Annotated in this window: 19 protein-coding genes and 1 pseudogene; 11 read left to right on the top strand and 9 right to left on the bottom strand. The window is 57.0% G+C overall.

Annotated elements, in window-relative coordinates:
- The first annotated feature begins 17 nt into the window (after window positions 1–17).
- Entirely contained in the window at window positions 18–563 is a 546-nt protein-coding gene (locus GOB90_RS14835; RefSeq protein ID WP_146890859.1) for a disulfide bond formation protein B, read from the top strand.
- Here GOB90_RS14835 and GOB90_RS14830 read toward each other — a convergent pair.
- On the bottom strand, window positions 532–699 hold the full coding sequence (locus GOB90_RS14830; protein ID WP_146890857.1) for a DUF1328 domain-containing protein: 168 nt from the start codon (window positions 697–699) through the stop codon (window positions 532–534). The two genes, GOB90_RS14835 and GOB90_RS14830, sit on opposite strands and share 32 nt — an antisense overlap.
- Window positions 700–986: 287 nt before the next feature.
- Between GOB90_RS14830 and GOB90_RS14825 the strand changes: the two genes are divergently transcribed.
- Together GOB90_RS14825 and GOB90_RS14820 are read left to right on the top strand one after the other, a co-directional pair.
- Complete coding sequence (locus tag GOB90_RS14825) at window positions 987–1,679, top strand: fumarylacetoacetate hydrolase family protein (RefSeq protein ID WP_146890855.1); 693 nt, start codon at window positions 987–989, stop codon at window positions 1,677–1,679.
- A 52-nt stretch (window positions 1,680–1,731) separates the two neighbouring features.
- Window positions 1,732–2,772, top strand: coding sequence for an aldo/keto reductase (locus GOB90_RS14820; protein ID WP_146890853.1), 1,041 nt, complete (start codon window positions 1,732–1,734; stop codon window positions 2,770–2,772).
- Window positions 2,773–3,009: 237 nt separating this feature from the next.
- Here GOB90_RS14820 and GOB90_RS14815 read toward each other — a convergent pair whose 3' ends face one another.
- The 3 genes from GOB90_RS14815 to GOB90_RS14805 form a co-directional block, all read right to left on the bottom strand.
- On the bottom strand, window positions 3,010–4,368 hold the full coding sequence (locus GOB90_RS14815) for a glycosyltransferase family 2 protein (protein WP_146890849.1): 1,359 nt from the start codon (window positions 4,366–4,368) through the stop codon (window positions 3,010–3,012).
- A gap of 298 nt (window positions 4,369–4,666) precedes the next feature.
- Window positions 4,667–6,100 carry a DUF2252 domain-containing protein gene (locus tag GOB90_RS14810; protein WP_146890846.1) on the bottom strand — a complete coding sequence of 478 codons (1,434 nt, stop codon included), beginning with the start codon at window positions 6,098–6,100 and terminating at the stop codon, window positions 4,667–4,669.
- A gap of 103 nt (window positions 6,101–6,203) precedes the next feature.
- Window positions 6,204–7,130, bottom strand: a complete 927-nt coding sequence (locus GOB90_RS14805; RefSeq protein WP_146890844.1) for a LysR family transcriptional regulator — start codon at window positions 7,128–7,130, stop codon at window positions 6,204–6,206.
- 119 nt (window positions 7,131–7,249) lie between these two features.
- Here GOB90_RS14805 and GOB90_RS14800 point away from each other — a divergent pair, with 119 nt between their 5' ends.
- The 5 genes from GOB90_RS14800 to GOB90_RS14780 all read left to right on the top strand — a co-directional run bounded on the left by GOB90_RS14800 (window position 7,250) and on the right by GOB90_RS14780 (window position 13,068).
- A complete protein-coding gene (locus GOB90_RS14800; protein ID WP_242012071.1) occupies window positions 7,250–8,932 on the top strand; it encodes an MFS transporter in 1,683 nt (560 codons plus the stop codon).
- Window positions 8,933–8,953: 21 nt separating this feature from the next.
- Window positions 8,954–10,030 (top strand): HlyD family secretion protein, encoded by a 1,077-nt coding sequence (locus GOB90_RS14795; protein WP_146890842.1) that lies wholly within the window; start codon window positions 8,954–8,956, stop codon window positions 10,028–10,030.
- The gene (locus GOB90_RS14790) at window positions 10,017–11,579 is read left to right on the top strand and encodes an efflux transporter outer membrane subunit (protein WP_146890910.1); all 1,563 of its coding nucleotides are present in this window, start codon (window positions 10,017–10,019) and stop codon (window positions 11,577–11,579) included. The genes GOB90_RS14795 and GOB90_RS14790 overlap by 14 nt, the downstream gene beginning before the upstream one ends.
- A complete protein-coding gene (locus GOB90_RS14785) occupies window positions 11,576–12,322 on the top strand; it encodes a pirin family protein (protein WP_146890840.1) in 747 nt (248 codons plus the stop codon). Before GOB90_RS14790 ends, GOB90_RS14785 begins: the two co-directional genes overlap by 4 nt.
- Window positions 12,323–12,399: 77 nt before the next feature.
- Window positions 12,400–13,068 (top strand): hypothetical protein, encoded by a 669-nt coding sequence (locus GOB90_RS14780; protein ID WP_146890836.1) that lies wholly within the window; start codon window positions 12,400–12,402, stop codon window positions 13,066–13,068.
- Between the two features lie 16 nt (window positions 13,069–13,084).
- On the opposite strand, the gene GOB90_RS14775 is transcribed toward GOB90_RS14780, so the two are convergent.
- The 4 genes from GOB90_RS14775 to GOB90_RS19830 form a co-directional block, all read right to left on the bottom strand.
- Window positions 13,085–14,341 (bottom strand): mechanosensitive ion channel family protein, encoded by a 1,257-nt coding sequence (locus GOB90_RS14775; protein WP_242012070.1) that lies wholly within the window; start codon window positions 14,339–14,341, stop codon window positions 13,085–13,087.
- 427 nt (window positions 14,342–14,768) lie between these two features.
- Entirely contained in the window at window positions 14,769–17,777 is a 3,009-nt protein-coding gene (locus GOB90_RS14770; protein WP_146890833.1) for a glycosyltransferase, read from the bottom strand.
- 178 nt (window positions 17,778–17,955) lie between these two features.
- Window positions 17,956–18,507 carry a protein-export chaperone SecB gene (locus tag GOB90_RS14765; protein WP_146890830.1) on the bottom strand — a complete coding sequence of 184 codons (552 nt, stop codon included), beginning with the start codon at window positions 18,505–18,507 and terminating at the stop codon, window positions 17,956–17,958.
- Window positions 18,508–18,746: 239 nt separating this feature from the next.
- Entirely contained in the window at window positions 18,747–19,223 is a 477-nt protein-coding gene (locus tag GOB90_RS19830; protein ID WP_373322088.1) for a transposase, read from the bottom strand.
- Between the two features lie 204 nt (window positions 19,224–19,427).
- Between GOB90_RS19830 and GOB90_RS19825 the strand changes: the two genes are divergently transcribed.
- A complete protein-coding gene (locus tag GOB90_RS19825; RefSeq protein ID WP_373322089.1) occupies window positions 19,428–19,520 on the top strand; it encodes a hypothetical protein in 93 nt (30 codons plus the stop codon).
- A complete protein-coding gene (locus GOB90_RS14750) occupies window positions 19,486–20,001 on the top strand; it encodes a hypothetical protein (protein ID WP_146890827.1) in 516 nt (171 codons plus the stop codon). Before GOB90_RS19825 ends, GOB90_RS14750 begins: the two co-directional genes overlap by 35 nt.
- Here GOB90_RS14750 and GOB90_RS14745 read toward each other — a convergent pair.
- A complete protein-coding gene (locus GOB90_RS14745; RefSeq protein ID WP_146890824.1) occupies window positions 19,998–20,702 on the bottom strand; it encodes a hypothetical protein in 705 nt (234 codons plus the stop codon). The genes GOB90_RS14750 and GOB90_RS14745 overlap by 4 nt on opposite strands.
- Window positions 20,703–20,979: 277 nt before the next feature.
- Here GOB90_RS14745 and GOB90_RS14740 point away from each other — a divergent pair.
- A pseudogene (locus GOB90_RS14740) lies at window positions 20,980–21,225 on the top strand (transposase); the annotation flags it as partial.

The following is a 21,225-nucleotide window of genomic DNA, read 5'->3' as shown; positions in this document are numbered from 1 at the left end:
GGAGAAGGTTGGTCACGATGAGGCTGCAGCCGCGCCGGCGTATCTTTCGCCGGACTGTGCCGGGGCCGGTCAGGCTGCCGAATCTGCTTCTTATTGTAGCTGCCGCCGCGGCATTTCTTATGGTGTGGTGGGTTCAGGACGTACGCGGTATCATGCCATGCGAACTCTGTCTCTGGGAGCGCTGGCCCTGGCGGGCTCTGCTTGTGATCGGTATCGCCGGACTGATCGTTCCAAGAAAACTGGCGCGTGGGGTCGCGTGGCTTGGTGTCCTGCCATTGCTGGCCGATATCGGTCTGTCTATCCTGCACGCGGGTGTCGAATGGAAATTCTGGCAAAGTCCGTTGCCAGAATGCAGAGCCCCTCAGCTTCACGGCTCGACACTTGCCGAACGGCTGGCTTCCATGCCGTTAAAGCCGGGGAAACCTTGCGATTCCCCGACTTATCTGGTCGACTGGCTGCCCGTTTCCATGACAGTCGTCGAAGGTCTGGCAGCGCTCGTAGTGCTCGCGCTGCTCATTGTTCTGTTGCGCGTCAGGGCGTCCGGCGGCCGAAAAACAGGCTGATGATGAACAGCACAATGAAGATGAAAAACAGAATTTTGCCGATATAAGCAAAGTTTGCCGCAATACCTGTGAAGCCGAACACGGCGGCAATCAGAGCAAATACAAGAAAAATAAGCGTCCAGCGTAGCAGATCCATGGGACTTTCTTTCGTGTTGACAGGGCTTCAACGCTCTGAGGTCGTTGCAGGTTGCGAGCGATAGTAAACTCACTTCACCTTGCCGGACGGAGAGAGCCGGAAGCGTCTGGCCGTGCGCGGTAATGTCGCCTGTCCCGGGGAAAATCCGGGAGAGGCTGACTGTTTTTCATGTGAGGATCTGTCCCCTGCGACTTTCCGATGACCGGGAATGAACACGTTTACGGGAGGTGTCAGCGGAACACGCCGTGCCGGGTATTATATAAGGCTGACAGGAGGAGCGGGGCAGAATGAATTATGTGTTTGAGCCACCGAAACAGGCTGTCATTCCGGTAGCCGGAGAAGGTGCGGCTTTTCCGGTCCGCCGTATCTGGTGTGTCGGACGTAATTATGCTGATCACACACGGGAGATGGGTGGCGACCCGGCAAATGATGCCCCGATCTTCTTCTCCAAACAGGCCGATGCCGTCACCACGGACCGGACACTGTCGTTTCCGGTTCATACGGATAATCTGAGTCACGAGGTGGAACTGGTGGTCGCGATCAGCGGGACCGGAGCCGGTATCGATCCAGACCGGGCGGAGGATCTGATTTATGGTTATGCCGTTGGTCTCGATATGACGCGACGGGATCTTCAGGCTGTGGCAAAAAAGGCTGGCCAACCGTGGGATCTGAGTAAAGGGTTTGATCAGTCCTGTCCGGTTTCAGCGATCGCTCCCTCGTCGAGGATCGGCCATCCGGCGGCCGGCGGCATAACCCTGCATGTAAATGGTAAACTCAGACAGGATGGAAAACTGGAATATATGATCTGGCCGGTCCGGCAGATCATCGCCATTCTTTCGACCTATGTAATGCTTTGTCCCGGAGACCTTATCATGACCGGTACGCCGTCAGGGATCGGGCCGGTCAGACCTGGTGATACGCTTCATGCTGAATGCACAGGCATCGGGAAACTGGAAGTAACCTATACAGCCCATTCATGACTGTGACGTCTGTCATAGCCTGTGGGGTAATGTATCGACGGGGAGTATAAGTATGCAATATCGTCAGCTTGGACGTTCGGGGCTTCGTATTTCTGCATTTACCCTGGGCACGATGACCTTCGGCGGAACCGGTGATTTCGCAAAGACCGGAAACACCGATCTTGCAGGCGCGAAACATCTGATTGATCTGTGTATTGATGCCGGTATCAATATGTTTGATACGGCGGATATTTATTCGACCGGAGCATCAGAGGAAATTCTCGGGCAGGCGATCAAAGGGCGGCCAGACGAAATTATGGTGACCACGAAGGCCCGTTTTCGGATGGGGTCTGGTCAGAACGATGCGGGATTATCCCGTTATCATCTGATTGCTGCCTGTGAAGCCAGTCTCCGGCGACTGGGGCGGGATCACATAGATCTTTATTATCTGCATGAATGGGATGGGCTGACACCGCTGGATGAGACGCTGGAGGCGCTCGATACGTTGTGTCGGGCCGGTAAGATCCGGTATGCGGGCGTATCGAATTTCACTGGCTGGCAACTGATGAAAACGCTGTCTGTCGCGGGGAGAGATCGCTATATAGCGCCGGTATCACAGCAGATTTATTATTCCCTTCAGGCGCGGGAAGCGGAATATGAACTGCTTCCCGCCGCTGTTGATCAGGGGCTGGGCGTTCAGGTCTGGAGTCCTCTGGCCGGAGGGCTGCTTTCCGGAAAATACCGGCGCGGTAAACCGTCACCGAACGGCCGGCAACTTGAAAACTGGGGTGAGCCGCCCGTCTACGATAAAGAGCATCTGTTCGATGTCGTGGACGTGCTCGTTTCGATCGCTGAACACCGGGGCGTTCCCGCAGCCGATGTGGCACTCGCGTGGACGGTAGCGCGCCCTGGCATTACGTCACTTGTCATCGGGGCGCGGAATGAAGAACAACTGAAGGCCAATCTGAAAGCAATTGATCTGATACTTACACCTGAAGAAACGAAGAAACTTGATGATGTCAGTCGTCCTCCGTTGATCTATCCTTACTGGCATCAGGCCAGAAATGCATCGGACCGTTTGTCTTCCGCAGACCGTGTTCTCATTCCGGAATAAAGAGAAAAAACGTTTGTGTAGCAGGCGGGAACTCTGCCTGATACAGGATGACAGCACGCAGAAAATATTGCGCTCTTCTGCATACGATCGCTGAGACTGAACCGGACAGCAGAAATCTGTCTCAGCGTATGGATGCCACCTCTGTGCGCTTCCGACGTGTTTCAAATGCCGATTTTGTCGGTCTTCCGGACAAAGGTCCGGGGATTCAGCAACAGTTCAGGGAGGGTGTTGTTGGTATTACGAAATAATATCCCCGATCACTTCCACCTGACTCAGGTGCAGATATTCTTCCCGGGGAAGTCGCAGGCGAAGAATATCGCACACAACAGGATGTTCGGGAGTAATGGCAAATGGTCTGAGAATGTCCTCTCCGACAGAAATGATCGAATTCCATGTTCCGAGTTGACCCCATTCACCACTGGGGAGTCTGACTTCGACGATGAGGCCTTCCGCGCGAGCCGGGACATCGGGGCGGTTATGCAGCACGACTGAACGGATAACGACCGGATCGGGGAAGGTTAATATCCACCACGGTTCCGGATCGATATTCGTGTGGAAGTGATAAGTTCCGTCAAGGATTCCGTTGACGCCGTTAGATGCGTCATCGCGTGTGGTTTTGCCGACTGACCAGGGAGAAACCGAACTCTGATCGGCAATACCAAAACGAGCGATATTTATATGGCGGGTCTGGCTGGAATCCGTAGTCGACTGTTTTCCTTTCAGAAGCAGCCGCATCCAGTAAGAGCGGAGATATGTGTCTTTCACGGCATTCAGAGGCGCAAAAAATCCCTGTAAATTGCCGCTTTCATAAAGATCTTTCCAGATCGTCTGCCCTCCGAAATCGCCATCCGTTCCCCGCTGCGCACGCGCCAGAAGGTCCTTCTCAGATTTGAAGGCATAATGAAAAATACAGGCTTTTTCCAGCATACGATGCATGCGGTTTTCATGAGCGAGGTACTGAGATTTCTCATCGTCAGAACCGTCTATAAAACTGGTATAATCCTCGCCGAGAACATTTCTGACGGTTAGCCCGGGGTGATCTTTCGGTGAAATTCTGTGATGAAAGATAACCTCAAGATTTTCCGGTCTGATTTTTTCGTCGAATACTGACGATTTAATCAGATGTTTGGTCAGAATAAAGACGCTTCCGGCTCTGTTTGTGTAATTAAGAAGAACAGATCCTTTAGGGCGCTCGACAAAACCGCTGTTTCCAAACCAGACCCAGTTAAACACGATGTCATCGCAATCATCCAGGCCATCTTTGACAAGAGCGTCGATGCTGTTTGTATGACGGATACACACAAATTCATCGACATCCAGACACATAAATCTTTCGGTTTCCTGGCGGAAATTTGCCAGAAAATGCATATACATCCCATTCTGGTCGCCCTTTTTCGGGTGATGCAGGAATGTTACGTAGGGTTCTGTGCCAATAATAAAAGGGAGAATTTTTTCATATAAATCATCGGGCCGATCATCATTGCAATAAATATAAACATGATCGAAGCCTATTGATCTGTGATAAACAAGCCATTCCTGAATGCAGTCTTTTTCCCATCGGGCACACGTCACCAAGCTGTAATTGTATTTACTCATTAAATTCACCAGAACCTTATTTCGTGAGCATTCATTTACATAATTACCGTGATTATAACATTCTCCCGCTGAACCGCAAACGGCCTGTCCATCGACTTTTTGCGGTTTGGCGGATGGAACCGGACGTAACCGTGCGTTTATCAGACCGGATTAAACAGAACCGGGAAACGCATTTATTTTAAATAACGGCTTATTATTTTATATATAGCAGAAATAAAATTTTCTGTTTTGAGCGAAGTCCGTGAAAGCTGATCGCCTCAGGCTAATCCGGCGCTGATTAGCCTGAGGCGATCAGCGGCTAAACCGACGCAGGCGGGACAGTGAGATTATTACCTTTAAGAGCTGCGGTGAACGCCGCCCAGTCCCGGTGCGTCTGTTTTGCATAGGCGGCGGAAAACGCGCTGATCGCATTCGCGAAAGCTGTTCCCTTACCAATATATCCGGCAATGGCCACGACATCCCCAGAACGGGCGTGAGCGCGGGCAAGGGTTCTGCCGCAGAGTTTTGCGTAGTCCGTCAGTCCCTGCTGTGCGAAATCCGCGCCAATGGCGGCAAGGCGACTGTCCTTGAGGCGGCGGACATAAAATTGCCGGCCCGCACCTGAAAGGTCTGGCGCGGTACCGGTTGCGTCTGACTGCGGACCATCACTATGCGTCCAGCCAAGAAAGGAATCCGAGACTGCCTGGGTGATGCGCTGGCCGGTCACAACGCGCTCCCCCTGGTTATGAAAATGATCCGGAGCCGTGAAAGGGGCGAGAACGGAAGTCCGGGCTTCCTTGATCTGCAGGAGGAGTGTTTCGCTGTCAGCGGTAGCGAACAGACCTATGGCACAGAAGGTGCCGACGCTGCCGATCCCGACAACTTTGAACACCACATCCTTCAGACGGTAGCGATCCAGCAGGGCCAGGCGTTCGGGGGGCTGCGTCGCGCAATAACGCGCGAAAGCATGCCGGATCGTATCTTCCTCGGCGGGCAGGCGCATGACGAGGGGCGGACATTCCCGAAGGGAGGGGGCCGGCCCGTTATCCGCGACCAGTCCGAAATGATTTCGGGCACTGTCGAGGCGGCGGGTGAGCTCAGCCTGAACGCGTGCCCGGACTTTGCGGTCTTCAAACTGTGCGACGGCGGATGTCAGATCGATCCGGTCGGTCCAGATTTCAATCGGGCTGAGTTCCGCCAGACGCGTCATCTGAACCGTGTATGTCAGGGCCATCTCTTCCGGAAGCGCCCGGGCGGCCTTGTCCGACATGCCTGATTCGAGGCCCGCGAGCACAAGCGATGTACCAAGACGCTTGATATCCCATTCGAACGGGGCGGTCAGTGTTTCATCGAAGTCGTTAATATCGAAGACCGGAACTCCTTCCGGAGACGCGTAACTGCCGAAATTGGCGAGATGACAGTCGCCGCAGGCCTGCACGGTGAGGCCGGTCGATGGCGTATGTGCCAGGTCGGCTGCCATGACGGCGGCGGCCCCGCGCAGGAACGCAAACGGAGAGGCTTTCATCCGTGCGTAGCGGATCGGCAGCAGTTCCTGAATGCGGGTTTTCCCCTGCGCGGCCAGAGTGACAGCCGGTTGCGTGCGGTCCGATCTGACGGCCCATTCCGCCTGGCTGGTACGGCATACGCTTTTGCGGAGCTGCGCGCCTGCGGCGTGACGTTCCGCTCGCGTCCTGAGACGGGACGATGCCTCGGGCTGAAGAGGTAGGCTGGTTTGAGTGCCGTGCTGTTTCATACCGGCCATTATGAACGGACAGGGATTTTGATGCCAGCGTGTGTCCGGCAGGAGCAAACGACCCGCCTGACCTCAGTAAAAAACGGAGCCGGGCATGCCTGGTTCAGGGCGCGTTGTAACGACGGAGTGTAGTGCGTGAAACACGGAACAGGGTCTCGCGGAACCAGCGATGGACCGGGTCCGTATCCCGTCTGGGATGCCAGGCCTGAAACGCTTCGATAAAGGGCAGCGACAGCGGAAATTCGAATGCTGCGAGACCGAGAGCCGCGACGGAGATATTGTCCAGAACCAGTCCAGGCAGCGGCAGAATGAGGTCTGTATCTTTCATGCTCTCGACCATTGCGTGATAGTTCGGGACGACCATGGCGATCCGGCGGGTAAGACCATACTGGTCGCGCAGAATCGTATCGATCGGACCGTGGGCGCGGCCTCGCCGGGAAACGCTGATATATTCATACCGAACCATGGTTTCCGGCGTGATCTCCCCGGCGAAGATCGGATGGTCTTTTCTGACCAGGGCCCGCATCGTATCGCGAAAGATGGTCTGGCGGCGGATCTCCGGCTTCATGATGTCGGTGGCGCCGATATAGAGATCTATGCTGTCATGACGCAGCGGATCGCTGGCGGGATCGTCCACTTCCGGGGCGAAAACCAGTTCGCATTGCGGACAGTCCCGCCGCAATGCGCTGAGCAGGGGCAGGCCGAGGGCGGCGATGATCAGATCGTTGGCGCGGACGGTGAAAGTCGGCGTCATATTGTGCAGATTCGCCAGCGCGCGGGTTTCGATAAGGCTGTCAGCCGCACGGACGACCTCCTGCACGCGATCCAGAATTCCGAGAGCGAAAGACGAGGCCGTCATCCGGCGACCGGACTGAACGAGGATCGGGTCTCTGAACACCTCGCGCAGCCTGGCCAGGTGCCGGCTCATGGCGGGTTCGCTGACTTTCAGACGCCGGGCGGACGCCGAGACGCTTTCCTCCTCGATCAGAACCTGGAGGTAACGCAACAGATCGAGATCATATCCACGCATCCTTCCACTTTTAGACTTCGCTGAACGAAGAAGCGAGCGGTGATCAATCCGGAAAGTGGAATCTATGGTTGCCGGAAACAGGGGTATTCCCGGTCCTCTTTCCGGGCATCATAGGTGCCATGCAATCGGCTTCACCCTCTCCGGAACGGGCGACCGGCCCGGTTCGCCCGGTAGACGCTCCGCAGTTTTCTGCCGCCGCGCCGGTGATTCATGCCTCACCTCCAGGGCCCTCCTATATCCCGCCTTTCGGGCTCCGCACGGTTATCGGTGCTCTCGGGATGCTGCTCGCCGTGCATGTCGCGGGGTTTAACGAACATGTCACCGAGATCGGTCTCTCCGACATTCGAGGCGCAATGCATATCGGGCACGATGAAGGTACGTGGCTGATTGCGATCTACGAGGCGTTCAACATTGCCGCCATGGCGTTCACGCCGTGGTTCTACATGACGTTCTCGATCTACCGTTTTTCCATTTTCATGACAGCCGCAATGGCGCTGCTGTCGATCCCGGCGCCGTTCATGCCGGATGTGACATCGCTCTGTATCCTGCGGGGGTTTCAGGGGCTGACCGCAGGCTGTCTGCCGCCGGTTCTGATGACTGTGATGCTTAAATATCTGCCGCCGGAAATCCGGGTTTTCGGCATTGGCGGATATGCGATGAGCGCGACCTTCGGTCCCAACCTGGGTCTGCCACTGGAGGCGTTCTGGTTCGAGGACGCCGGGTGGCACTGGCTCTACTGGGAAATCATTCCGCTGGCTGCGTTGTCGGTCGCGATGATGGCGTACGGGCTGCCACGTGATCCGGTGCATCTGGAGCGGTTTGAGAAATTCAACTGGTTTGGAATTCTGACCGGGCTTCCGGCAATCTGTTCCCTGGTGATCGTGCTGTATCAGGGCGACCGGCTGGACTGGTTCCGCTCGCCGGTAATCACCGGGCTGACCTTCTGGGGGGTCGCGGCGTTTATCGTTTTCGTCATCAACGAAGCTTTTCATCCCAGCCCGTATTTCCGGGTTCAGTACTGGAAAAGCCGGAATATTCAGGCCTCTCTGCTGTCCCTGGTCGGTATTCTCGCGATCTGCGCGCTGATGGGCGATATTCCGGCGACGTATCTGGAGGCGGTGCGGGGATATCGGCCGATTCAGGCCGCGCCGGTTTCGCTGGTGGTCGCTTTGCCGCAGCTGCTCATGCTGCCTCTGATCGCCGCGATCTGTAACAGCCGCAAAGTCGATTGCCGCTACGTGCTGGCAGGGGGCATGCTCTGCCTGGCCGGGGCCGCGTGGCTGGGAACCTGGCTGACTTCGGACTGGGTTCGGGATAATTTTTATCCCTTGCAGATCCTTCAGGTTTTCGGACAGCCCATGACGGTGATTCCGACTCTGATGCTGGCAACCCTGGCGATGGGGCCGGCTGACGGACCGTTTATCTCCGGCATGGTGAACATGCTTAAAGGTCTGGCCAATGCCGTCGCCTTCGCGCTGTTTTCCGCACTGACGCGTCGCCGCGAGCAGTATCACTCCACCATGCTGCTGGATCATCACGGCACACACGGCCTGGCTTTGCAGGGCATGGGGAATCCCATCAGCGGGCAACTCTCGGGAACATCGCCTGACGCCGCGCATGTCGCCCGAAATTCTCTCCAGGTTTTCCATACCTACGTCCACGAACAGGCGCTCGTTCTGGCCCTGAATGATATCTACTTCGTGCTGATCTGGGTCTGTCTCGGATACGCCGCTCTCAATCTTGTTCTGCCGCACCGGGTCTTTCCGCCCCGGCCCCCATCTTCCGCCGCGCCCGTCGGCTGACTTTCCGAAAAAGCCGTAATCATGATCTATAAAAAACCTCTTCTTTACGCCGGCTGCGCCGCAGTTGTTCTTTCTTTCGCAGCCTGGGCCGGAGATCGTCTGGTTATGGGTAATGGTGTCGATCAGTACACCAATGATGCCTATGTTACGGCGGATTTCACTACAGTCGCCCCGAAAGTCTCCGGACGTATCGACCGGGTGATTGCGCAGGACAATGAGCAGGTCCGGGCGGGTGAGGAACTGGCGCATATCGAGGATGATGATTACCGGGCCGCGCTCGATGTGGCGAAAGGTAATGTCCTTGCGGCGCAGGGCGATGTTGCCAATCTCGAGGCTGAACTGGCCCGGCAGGATTCGCTGATTGCCGGTGCCAGGGCGGCTGTCCTGTCCGATCAGGCGGCGCTCCGGTTCGCGCAGGAGAATGCCGTGCGTTACCGCAATCTGTCTTCAGGCGGGGCAGGCACGATCGAACAGAAACAGTCTTCGGAATCCCGCGAAAAAGAGGCAAATGCCGTTGTCGCCCGGGATCAGGCGGCCGTGGATGCTTCTGTCAGGCAGGTTGCTGTGCTGAAAGCGCAGTTGCAGCGCGCTCAGGGCGTGTTGCTGCGGGCGCAGGGCGATGAAAAACAGGCCGCGCTGAATCTCTCTTACTGCACCATCCCCGCGCCTGTTGATGGCGTGGTCGGTGAACGTGGCGTTCGCGTTGGCGCCTATGTCCATTCGGGCACCGGTATTCTGGCTGTCGTTCCGACACAGGCTGCCTATGTTCTCGGCAATTTCCAGGAAACGCAGTTGACCCGCGTCCAGACCGGACAGACCGCCACGATCCGGGTCGATACTTTCCCCGGTCACCCTCTGAAGGCGCATGTCGACTCACTGGCGCCGGCCACCGGGGTCGCTTTCGCGCCGATTCAGCCGGACAACGCGACAGGCAACTTCACCAAGGTCGTGCAGCGTGTTCCGGTCAAACTCACTTTCGATCCCGGGCAGGCGCTTGTCTCGAAGGTGCGTGTCGGGATGTCCGTTGAGGTCAGTATCGACACCGCTTCGCAACCGGGCGGACCTCATGCGAACGATGCCCGCTATGTCTGGCGGTAACGGTCGTATGAAGGCCGGACTGTTCCAGGCGGCCACTCTGTTGCCGAGCTTCATCGTCCTCGCGGGATGCACTGTGGGGCCGGATTTCCACAAACCGGACGTCCATGCGCCGGCGGTCTGGCATGAGAGCATGACTCCGGCGGAAAGCCGCCCTGCCGTGACAAAGATTGATCCCGACTGGTGGCGTCTGTTCAACGATCCGGTGCTGACCGCGCTCGAAAAGCAGGTCGCGACGGATAATCTCGATCTGAGAGCGGCGGCTTATCGTCTGGCCGAAAGCGTCGCGGAACGGCGTATCGCCAGCGCGGCGCGGTTCCCGCATGCGGAAGCCGCTGCGTCGTACGGACGGGAGCGGGCGAGCACGAATGGCGTTCTGGGCCTGCTGGGAACAATGGAGCGCGAAGGCGCCGGGACCATTGCCAGCGGCTCGCCGGGCTTCGGACCGACGGCGCTGCCCGGGAGCGTCGGCAATCCGTCCTTCAATCTGCCCCAGTACGGTATGAGCGCCTCCTGGGAAGTGGATTTCTGGGGCCATGTCCGTCGGCAGGTCGAAGCGGCGACAGCAGCGATGCGTGGCACGGAAGAAATGCGCCGTGATGTTATGGTGTCGCTCATGGCCGAGACGGCGCAGGATTACGTCGATCTTCGCGGCATCCAGGTTCAGATCGGTATTCTTCAGCACAACATTGAAATCACGCAGCACAGCGTGCGGCTGACGACGCTGCGCTATCAGCAGGGTGCGGCGACGCGGCTGGATGTGGCTGAATCAACCGGGCAGCTTCACACTTTCGAATCCCGCATGCCGGCGTTGAAGAGTCAGGAAATCCATCTGATTAACGCGCTGAGTTTCCTGGTCGCGCGGGAGCCGGGCGCCCTGACCGCGCAACTCGGTCATGCGGGGGCTATTCCTCCTGTCCCGGCTTCCGTGCCGACGGGGCTGCCCTCGGAACTGGCAGACCGGCGCCCCGATATCCGTATGGCGGAAGACCAGCTTCATGCCGCGACGGCCAGTATCGGTGTGGCCATCGCCGATTTCTTCCCGCGGGTCACGCTGTCCGGCAGCCTCGATATCCAGGCGCTTCAGTTCAGCGGTCTCGGATCATGGGCTTCGCGCCAGTACGGTTTCGGCCCGACGGCAACGCTTCCGCTTTTTGAAGGCGGTCGTCTGAGCGGTCAGCTTCATCTTCGTAAGGCTCAGCAGCGGGAGGCCGCCATTATGCTGCAACGGACCGTTCTGAAAGCCTGGCAGGAAATCGACGATGCAATGGCGGATTTTTCCGCCGCGCAGACGGAGCGGGACCGTCTGGCCGAGGCCGTGCATGAAAACCAGATCGCGGTCGATACGGCGCAGATGCAGTATGTGCAGGGCTCTTCCGACTTTCTGAATGTGCTGACCCTGCAGAATGCACTGCTGTCTTCGCAGAGTGCTCTGGCTGAGGCGAGCACACAGGTCTCCCGGTCGGTGACCAGCCTCTATCGCGCCCTGGGCGGAGGCTGGGAGACCACTTATCCTGCGGTATCCGTTCGCAATGTAAGGGCCGTGCGATGATCGTGGTACGCCGGCAGGCATCGCTCGGCGTGGTGCGGGACCAGGGGATCCCGCTGCGCTGTCATTTTTCGTTCCGGACGTATACCAATCCGGCCTGTGGCTGCTGCGGACGACTGAGAGCGCTGAATGCCGCCACTTCCGCGCCGGGTGAAATATATCGTATCGGTCCTGAAGCCAGCATCGATATTCTGACATGGTTGCTGGATGGAGCGTTGTCGACATCCGTCGAAGGCTTTCCCGCTGAATGCATCGGCGTCGGCGGGCTCCATGCGGTCAGCACGGGCGAAGGTGTGTCGCGTCTCGAATGGCGAGCGGGGGCCGATGGCGCGACATTTCTCCAGTTCTGGTTTCTGCCTGACGAGGAAGGTGGCGAGCCGTCACAGGAGACGCGCCTTGCGTTTCCCGCTCTGGAAGATGGTGGGTTCCGCATCCTGGCCTCCGGATTTCCGGAGGATGATCCGGAGGAAACACAGGACATCACGGATGGCTCCCCGGTCACGATCCGGTCGCGTTCCCGGCTGATGGATGCGTGCATCCCTGCCGGCGAAGGGGCATGTTATGACACGACGACCGGACGGGCCTTATACCTGATCGTGGTTTCTGGGCGCGTGACGATCGGTAATGATATGCTTGCTGCCGGAGATGCTGCTGCCGTCACCGGCGAAACCACCATGACTGTCATAGCGGATGAAAATGCGGTCGTGCTGCTTGCTGATACTGCGGCTTCGGAAACTGTTATCTGATGCCGCGGCCGGTTTTGCCGGGACAGGTCTGCTGATGCTGCGCTATGGCGCCCCGGCAGGAGTGAAGGGAGGCCCGGTTGCGTACTCTTGATTTCAGTTCATGGCACAGTGTTCTGGCAACCGCCATCGGGCTGGGTCTGTTCACGCTGACCGGTGTCGGCGTTCGTCTGGTGATGATGCTGACCATTCAGCAGCGAAGAGAACGTTTGAATCGTCAGATCAATGAACGACTCAGGACGCTGATTGCGGCTTATAAAACCCTGGGCGGCTCATTTACCGGCGATCTGAGCGTTGATCCGACCCATCGGCGGGATATGAAGCTGCGCAATGGCAGTTCCGACGAAGCGGCTCCGCTGGACCTTTCCGGCGGGTCTGATCGTGCGCGGCGTATCCGGGACGCCGTTGAGGCCGCGCTCTCCGATGTGATCCTGCTGGGAACCGGAGAGCATGTTCGCATGGCGGCCCGGGCGGCCACGGAGCTGGCGGAAGGGCGTGCGGTACACACGCATGAGCTGGTTGTGGCGTTACGGAATTTCATCCGTAAAGCGCTTGATCTCGATCCCGTGCCGTCTGATCTGCTGCTGCCGAAACAGGGGCCGACCCGTCCGTCCGGTTCAGGAGGACGCGACAAGGGAGAAGTCGGCAGAGATGGTGGTGGAAAGGGAGGCGGCGCTGATGGTGGCGGAATGGGCGGAGGTGGTGGCATGGACAATGATCCGGAGCCGCTGTCCGGCCATCATTCGTAACCTTACCGCGCGCTGCTCAGCCCGGTGCGGCGATACTGCCCGGCCCCTGTGAAGGTTTTCCGCTGATATCCGGTCCTTTGTAAGCGCCCTGGTCAGGGCGGTTGACGGGTGGAGAGATGAGTGAAGCCGGCCAAGCCGACTCATCTGGCGTTCCCGGCACGATGGCGGTGCGCCCTCTGGGCAGCGTTTCCGGCATCTCATGGCGCAGCCGCTCCAGTATGCGTTCACGAATATCGCAGCAGAGATTCCACATGCCGTTGGCATCTGCCGCCGCTGCGATCAGGCGCAGTGTAATCGAATTCGTGCTGCTGTCGCTGACCTGACAGCCCGTCTGTGAACGGTCCTTGTCCCAGTCGGGACATTTCGCCAGTTCTTCATAGAAGATTTCCCGCACACGGCTGACCGGCGTCTGGTAATCGAGCCAGAGAAACACCGTGCCGATCAGTGACGGAGAACTGTGTGTCCAGTTCTGAAACGGATTTTCGAGAAAATACGAAATCGGGACGATATAGCGCCGCCGGTCCCATGTGCGGAGAACGACATAGGTCGCGTTGATTTCCTCGACCCAGGCCCAGTCTCCGTTGAGAATAAGCATATCCTCCATACGGATAGGCTGGGTCATGGCAATCTGAATGCCGGCGATCAGGTTTGAAAAGACCGAGCGGGCAGAAAGACCTATCACAAGAGAGGCGGCGCCGGCGGATGCAAAGAGCGAGATGCCATATTGCCGCACGGCCGGAAAAACCATGAGGGCCGCGGCAACAACGACGACGCCGAAGGTAATTTCGATCAGCCGCCGGAGAACTCTGATCTGCGTCTGATGCGACCGGACGACGATATCATCGACGCTTTCCCGTCGTGTGATACGTTCCAGATATCTGTTGGTCCCAAGACGAAAAGCCCGGATAATTCCAAATCCGAGGGTCATGATGAAAAGACAGGCGAACGTCTTTCCAAGCACATAGTCTGTTGTGGGCGAAAATCCTTCGGTTGCCGGGAGCGCCGCGCTGGCGGCAATGATCATCAGCAGACCACGAACGTAATTTCGCAGATTATCTGCGATGTCGTGGATGACAGTAATCCGTCGCAATCCTGGCAGACGCGGTATGGCGCTGGTAATGACGCGACCGAACATCATGGCGATGAAGGCGACGAGGCAGAGCAGAAGAACGGACGCAATGGGCGGCGGAAGCCAGTCTACGGTCACTCTGAGCTCTGATACCAAGGTAGTGTACCAATGCTGCCCCATCGTGCTTCCTTCTGATATATTCATGCATAAACCGGCGTCGCGCGTTCGGGGTTATTCCGTGCGACAATCAAAAAGCAAAGAAATCTTTTCAGACACAGGAAACTATATCGTGTGAATCCACGAATGGTTCATAAATCTTCTGCTGGTTGAATAAATTTATCCCGTCAGGCCGGATTTTTTATTTATTTTTCAGAGGAAAATAAGATTTATATCTTCTCGTATCGATTCCGGAAGATTTTTTTTCATTTTTTGCTTTGTGGACAGAAGACGTTTTCGTATTTCAGGAAGAATATCCGGAATTTTCAAAACTCTTTTTCAGGTACAACAGAGCATTCTGCCGGGGCTGAAATCAGACAGGCCGCGTTTGTCCTGGTTCTTTTCGTGCTTCATCCGTTTCGTTGAGGACGGGAAAAATCCCCGCCATCATATTTTTCTCGGTTTAATACAGATTTCAGCGTGTCATACGATCTGAACTGGTGAAAACATTCTGCAGAATTGCGTTGAGACGAACTGTGTAAGCTTTTTCACTGTTTTCGCTCTCAAGAGCCCGGAGTGAACCGGCACGCACGGCGTTCCAGAGTTCTTCATCGGAATACAGGTCAGCCAGACGATCCGCAAAACGCTGAGGATCGTTCGTTCCGCCCGAGACGATCTCCTGGCCGTCCCGCCAGCCGAGTTGCCTGCACAGCAGAGACGAAGCGACGACGGGAAGCCCGTAAGAAGCGGCCTCATGCACTTTGAACGGAATGCCTCCGGCGAATCGTGTCGGTGCGACAAAGACACGATGCGTCTGATAAAATTCGGACGGATCGGCAACGGGGCCGATGAGTTCAACACGCGGCGAGCGTCCGAGAACGCTGAGATCGACAGCCGCGCCGCGAAAACCCGCGATGGTGAAACGCACATCTTCCGGCAGACGTTCCGTAAGCAGCGGCAGAACCTCCCGAACGAACCAGATCAGGCTGTCATGATTCGGAGAATCCGGTTCATGAATGGCGCCCACAAACAGCAGATCCCGCCTGTCCGCCCATTTTGCAGGTGTTGGCCGGACGGGACACAGATGACCGAGTTCCGCGACATTGTCATAACCGGCCTCGCGCAACACCGTTTTATCGACGTCGTTAACCGCGATGATCGTCTCGCAAAGCCACGCGTCGGCCAGTTCTTTCGCGAGTAACTCACTGACAGTGGCGGTTTGCGGAAGGCCGAGCACCTCTTCGCGGAGCACGGTCCGCGGAGCTGCCAGCGCCTCCGTATCCAGCACAATGCCTCCGGTCGGCAGACAGGCGGCCTGCCCCATGAGGATCGGCATCAGGCGTCCGAGATTGTGGGTGCGCCCGATCCACACACAATCATAAACCCCGCTGCGTTCAGCAAGCATCCGATCGAATACATCGTAGCCACGGTCATGAAGCAGTTCGGCTTCAGGCGGGAAATCGGCTTGGATGACTGGCAGCGGATCAGTGGAAGGATAAACGGGCGCGACCGTCACCTCATGCCCGAGCGCGACCATCGTGCGTACAATGTCATTCGACCTGACAAAACCCGAGCCGAGGTGCCGCAAAGGGATACGATCCTCAATAAACAGGATGCGACGTGTCGCGTCCCGGGGTGATCTTGCCCGGGTCAGAAGAGCGGGAGAGGGTGGTTCAGCACTGTGCATCGCGGCACCATGACGCCGGAGCAGCGTGCCGTTATCCATGTCGTCATAATTTACATCATCATGATCGCGGATATCGAGTATTGCGAGCATGGCCGGTTCGTAAAGGGTGGCCGCGCCATTTTCCCCTGCCCGGAGTGAAAAATCAGCCAGAGCGCTGGCTTCGGATTCGAAAGCCGGATCGAATCCTCCGAGTGTTTCCGCCAGCATGCGGCTGAACAGAATAAAGGGCGCTGTGCCGCAGGCCGTACGACGGCGAAACGAGGCCTCAGGCGCTTCCGGCAGAGCACCTTCCATATAATGACCCGTTGAGCCATCGCGCCAGATGATCGCCCCGGCTTCCAGAATCCGATTATCGGCCCGCAGGATTTTGCCTGTTACGATGCCGGCTGTTTCCTGTCCGGATGAGTCCAGGGGGACTGCGTTCAGATGTGCGAGACCGGCTTCGATCGCGCCGTGTTCAGCGCGCATCCCCTGACCAAGCCAGAGAACGACGCTCGTCGTAATATGCGGCAGGGCGGTTCTCAGTGCATCTGACCGGGACGTCGTGCGCGGAAGACGCAGGATGCGAACGCCACGCGCAAACCTGTCGAGCCGCACCGTGTCATCCTGTGACCCGGCATCCACGACAATCACTTCGATCGCGCCGCGTAACGTGGTGCGTAAGGCGGATAATGTCGAGAGTGTCAGTGGCAGACGATTTCGCACATAAAGGACAACGCTGAGCGCGGGTGGTCCTTTCAGAGTAAAATCGAGCGGCTGTCTGATCAGCAGCGGAATCAGAGATTCTGCTTTTCTTGCTGCAAGCCCTTCAAATTTTCTCAGCTCAGACAGGACGGCTTCCGAATCCGGTGCCGGGCTGTGGCGGCGTGAAAGCCAGTGTACGAAAGCATCCCGGACGAGGCCGTTCTCGATGTCGGCCCGTACACTTCCGGTGAAGAAATAGGCCTGAAGATCGACCTCCGGATGAGGCTTGCGGCGCTCGGGCGCGCCATAATGCACAAAATGATTGTAGCCAGACCGGACATGGCCGCCCGCGATCGCACTGCCGATGTCGGGATAAAGTTCCAGGTAATATTCTTCACTGAACCATTCCAGCGCCCGGAATGCCTGTGCGTCCGGATTGGTCAGAAAATGATGCAGCACATTTTCAAAATGACCATCCTGCACTGCTGTAACGATTTCAGGATAGGTGGCCTGGTACCACTCCGGATCAAAATACCAGCTGACGCGGGTTGTGTTTCCGAGAGACGGCTGATCGAGGAAGGAGGCGAACGGTCCGGCTTGCGGGATGTCGGTTGCCGCATGGGCACCGGTGCTTCCGCTTTCCGCGGGCGCCAGGAGCGCCCTCGCGTAGAACAGCCGCGGATCGAAAAACAGATGTCCCGAGCGAAACTCCCTGTCACCATAAGTCAGGTAATGGTCATAACCGTTGACGAGACCGAGGCGATCGAGCGTCGAGCGTGTCAGGTCGGGATAGCGCGACAGATAACCGGTTTCGGAAAACAGCCAGTGGGGTGAGCGTTCGCTATAGCCACTTTGGTGGTAATGATCGAAGCCGGAGCCGAAACCGCCATGTCTGACGGCCGCCGCGACATCCGGATTGACGGACAAATACCATTTTTCGTCGAAAAACCGGTTTGGAGAGAAGCTTCGCGCTTTCCCTTCAGTCAGATAATGAGCTTCGAGCGCATCAGTCCCGGCCTGCCCCTGATCACCGAGATGAACTGCGTATTGTCTGCGGTACCATTCGGCATCAAATCGCGCCCATAACGGTTTTCTGACTGACTGCGACGACACCCTGCCTCACATAATAATCCGGCATGCACTCCCTTTTCGGAATGCCGCTATGGTTTTCAATAACACGGAGATCAGCGGCACCGGGACATGCGCAATCGTCTCGTTTTCTGATCGGCGGGCTATCATCTATGCCAGCGAAGAGAACGAAAGCAACCTTCCCGGGCAGCGCCGCCCGGCTTCATTCCGGGTTTTTCTTCTGTCGCCGGGAGTGCCAGAGAGCATCGAAATCAAACTGCTGCAGAATAACCGGGAGGAAGCCTGCTTCCCTGGTAAGATCAGCCAGATAATTTCTCGCGGCAGGGAAAATCATGCGGGGCGCTTCAACGAGCAACAGGGGTTCGAACGTCTCAGCCGTGACGTTCCGCAGCGAAAACAGACCGGAATAAATGATGTCGGCTTCAAATAATGTGGGAGGCTGACTGCCGTCCGCCGGCGTGTCAGCGACGCCATGACACTTCATGCCAAGATCGACTTCGAAATCCGGCTGGTTCTCGGTAATCTGCCGTGCATTGACGTCGAGTATGAGGGACGTGTTGGGACGTATGGGCGGCCGGGTGTGCAGCATGACTGAATCAACCACCCGGAATGTAACGGAACGGACATATTGCGCGCCCATGACAACAGTTGGCCTTGAGTTCCGCTGGCCCGCACCGGCGATTGAGTCTGCTCCTGCTTCGGGCGGCGACCTGGTGGCTCCTGCCACCGTTTCCATAGTTTTCACATCGACCATGCTCGAAAAGTCTTTCCGTTCAATACGTGTTCATCGCGATACCTAGCAAACTCGCGCCAGGACGACGAGTGTAACGATGAAACTCTTTCCATCACATGAAGCATCTCTGCAACAGATCCGGCGCTGGCATTGGTTTCCACTCTGCCGGGCAACTCAGAGTGGAACGTGTTCTGCGAACTGTGGCGAGAAAACGCTCCCAGACTTTGACCTGTTCGCATCTTCGCGTCGCCCAGACGCAGTCATTTAGAGCGGCAGCGCATATCGGATAAATATTCGCTATGCGTCGTCTGCGTCCGGTAATGGCAATCACGGCCCGGATTTGATTTTTCCGGCATCCGTGTTCTGGCTTCCGGAAAAATCAAATGGCGAATAGCTGCACTCAGATCATTATCTCTGTGTCTCTGCGGGATCAGCCAGCGTGACACGGCGTTCCATTTTACGGCTGCGAGGCTGAGAAAGGCGTGGAAGGATTTTCTCGTCTTGTCATAGCGGGTGGCGATACGGCGAAACTGCTTCAGCTTGCTGAACATCCGCTCGATACGGTTGCGATCTCTGTAACAACGGAAATCGCAGGCGATATTTTCTGTACGATTTGAACGTGGTGGGATTACAGGAAGAATGCTTCGAAAAAGCAGGTTCTCCCGTACCCTGTCGCTATCATATCCTTTGTCAGCGAGACGCCTGCGCGGTGTTCCCACGGAAAACCAACAGGGCATCGCGCCCCGGAATAATCGGAAATTTCGCCTCCCGTAGGTCGCCACGCATTCACCGATCTTCGCAAAGACCAGCTTTGAATCACATCCCAACAGCCTGAAAAAGTCTTTTGTCAACAGAACCTGGAGAATAATTTGCCTTTAGGCGTGACTGTTGCAGAACAGACAGATGATGGCGCTAAAAGAAAGAAGGGATCGAAGCTGCACATGGCAATTGATACCCGAGGCATCCCCTTGACGTTGCACGTAACTCCGGCAAACAGGGGTGACCGGGCACACCGAGGTCGGCGCTCTGGCTGAAGCCATCCAGTGGCCATACAGAGGAATGTTCAACTGGCGTGGGCTGACTCAAAGGAATGCCGGATCAAAAGTCGCGAAAGCCGCTGAAAAGCAAGACATCACCCTCGAAATCGTCAGACCGCTCCAGGCAAAGCCGGGTTTTGTGCTTTTGGCCCCGACGATGGACTGTGGAAAGATCTTTCGCATGAACAACACGATGCAGGAGGCTCTGAAGGATTATCAGCGTTGCATCTCAATCCTTGCTGTAATGCACATCGTCGTTTTCGCGGACTTCATGTTCAGAAATGCTGCTGCTCTGTTCAGTCAAAGTGCATACCCCCCCCCAAGGTATGGTGATCGCGGTGGCGTCCCGACCAACGGGCAGACTGATGGCAACGCGTCTAGTCGGAAGCTTTCCGGCTCTCGGCGGCGGCGGATGGATGCGCATCACGCAATACGGCTGATTCGAAAATGGCGGGGTGAACGCACCCCGCCAGCTTAAACGCGATCCTCCAGCAGAGACAGGCGGACGCCAAATTCCGACAGCTCAACAGAGCTTGTGTGGTAATCCGTTCCGGTCGCATCCCTGAAGCGCAGGCCGGAATAAATCAGCACTCCAGGTATCGCCGGCATCATGAGAGAATAAGACCCGCGCGGAACATCCGTCCCAAGATGAGTCGGCGGACTGCTCCCACCATGCGCGATCAGCGAAACCGGCCAGCCGGTCGCCACAGTCACGTCTTTAGACGCAACCGGACCCTCCGGCTGCCGGTAGCCGACTGTCTCGTTATCAGATGTCGGGTCAGATTCCAGAACATCAATCACCGCGTTAGTGCGCACTACCAGCGCGGGCCGTGAAAGATCGATTCTGGCTATGAAATATGTATCAGCCACCACACCCGGAATCACAGACGACGCCTGTGTCACCAGGTAGTCACCCACCCGCATCTGAGTGATGTCACCCATGGCATATGCGACCGGGTGCCCCCACACCGCCGGCGACACAGCCGGCATCGTAGCCGCGATGTCGAACAGCACAGACAGAGATGCGACCGGCGCTTGCTGTAGCGGGTCAGTCGCAGTCGTGGGACGGTAGAGCGTCACAGACTGCCCCGCCGCGCAGCCCGCCTTGGCCATGCCCTTTGCCACCAACGCGGCGGCACGGTCCTCCCGGCTCTCATTACAGCAGCACCTCACGGACATGCGCTCTTATCGTATTTAATCATGATTCCTCCGCACAATCTCCGGCGAATCGCCGTGCGGATTCTTTAATAGTCTCCGGTTTTAGATGCGCCGGTCAGTCATGGCGGCTGTAACGGCTCCGACTACCAGTCATCGCTAATCCTTTTGCCACTTTCGTGCCATCACAACGTAGGCTCAGGACCTGTTAATCTGTTGCATTCATTGGCAATCAGTGATTCACAGGGAGAGGTGGAGGAGCGAACCTGTGGGTGCTCTGTTTTTGCTGTCCGAGCGTCAGATGGAGTTGATCAGGCCGTATTTTCCGCTGGCGCACGGCGTTCCCCGCGTGGATGGCAGGCGTGTTCTGAGTGGGATCGTTTACGTCATCCGGAACGGGCTTCAGTGGAAAGATGCTCCGAAAGCGTATGGCCCCCACAAGACCTTATACAATCGTTTCATTCGCTGGAGCCGCCCGGTCGAAACGTCTGATGATCGACGCGACACACCTCAAAGCGCACAGAACGGCAGCCTCTCTGCTTAAAAA

The organism is Acetobacter oeni (assembly GCF_011516825.1).
GTDB lineage: Bacteria > Pseudomonadota > Alphaproteobacteria > Acetobacterales > Acetobacteraceae > Acetobacter > Acetobacter oeni.
This window is presented reverse-complemented; position numbering and strand designations above follow the sequence as displayed.

Excerpts from the sequence above, each read along its gene's own strand:
- GOB90_RS14830 (WP_146890857.1), bottom strand. The coding sequence starts at position 699 with ATGGATCTGCTACGCTGGACGCTTATTTTTCTTGTATTTGCTCTGATT.
- GOB90_RS14815 (WP_146890849.1), bottom strand. The coding sequence starts at position 4,368 with ATGAGTAAATACAATTACAGCTTGGTGACGTGTGCCCGATGGGAAAAA.
- GOB90_RS19825 (WP_373322089.1), top strand. The coding sequence starts at position 19,428 with ATGGCAATTGATACCCGAGGCATCCCCTTGACGTTGCACGTAACTCCG.
- GOB90_RS14745 (WP_146890824.1), bottom strand. The coding sequence starts at position 20,702 with ATGTCCGTGAGGTGCTGCTGTAATGAGAGCCGGGAGGACCGTGCCGCC.
- GOB90_RS14835 (WP_146890859.1), top strand. The coding sequence starts at position 18 with ATGAGGCTGCAGCCGCGCCGGCGTATCTTTCGCCGGACTGTGCCGGGG.
- GOB90_RS14785 (WP_146890840.1), top strand. The coding sequence starts at position 11,576 with ATGATCGTGGTACGCCGGCAGGCATCGCTCGGCGTGGTGCGGGACCAG.
- GOB90_RS14805 (WP_146890844.1), bottom strand. The coding sequence starts at position 7,130 with ATGCGTGGATATGATCTCGATCTGTTGCGTTACCTCCAGGTTCTGATC.
- GOB90_RS14820 (WP_146890853.1), top strand. The coding sequence starts at position 1,732 with ATGCAATATCGTCAGCTTGGACGTTCGGGGCTTCGTATTTCTGCATTT.
- GOB90_RS14790 (WP_146890910.1), top strand. The coding sequence starts at position 10,017 with ATGTCTGGCGGTAACGGTCGTATGAAGGCCGGACTGTTCCAGGCGGCC.
- GOB90_RS14800 (WP_242012071.1), top strand. The coding sequence starts at position 7,250 with ATGCAATCGGCTTCACCCTCTCCGGAACGGGCGACCGGCCCGGTTCGC.
- GOB90_RS14795 (WP_146890842.1), top strand. The coding sequence starts at position 8,954 with ATGATCTATAAAAAACCTCTTCTTTACGCCGGCTGCGCCGCAGTTGTT.
- GOB90_RS19830 (WP_373322088.1), bottom strand. The coding sequence starts at position 19,223 with ATGCCCTGTTGGTTTTCCGTGGGAACACCGCGCAGGCGTCTCGCTGAC.
- GOB90_RS14810 (WP_146890846.1), bottom strand. The coding sequence starts at position 6,100 with ATGAAACAGCACGGCACTCAAACCAGCCTACCTCTTCAGCCCGAGGCA.
- GOB90_RS14825 (WP_146890855.1), top strand. The coding sequence starts at position 987 with ATGAATTATGTGTTTGAGCCACCGAAACAGGCTGTCATTCCGGTAGCC.
- GOB90_RS14765 (WP_146890830.1), bottom strand. The coding sequence starts at position 18,507 with ATGGTCGATGTGAAAACTATGGAAACGGTGGCAGGAGCCACCAGGTCG.
- GOB90_RS14775 (WP_242012070.1), bottom strand. The coding sequence starts at position 14,341 with ATGAATATATCAGAAGGAAGCACGATGGGGCAGCATTGGTACACTACC.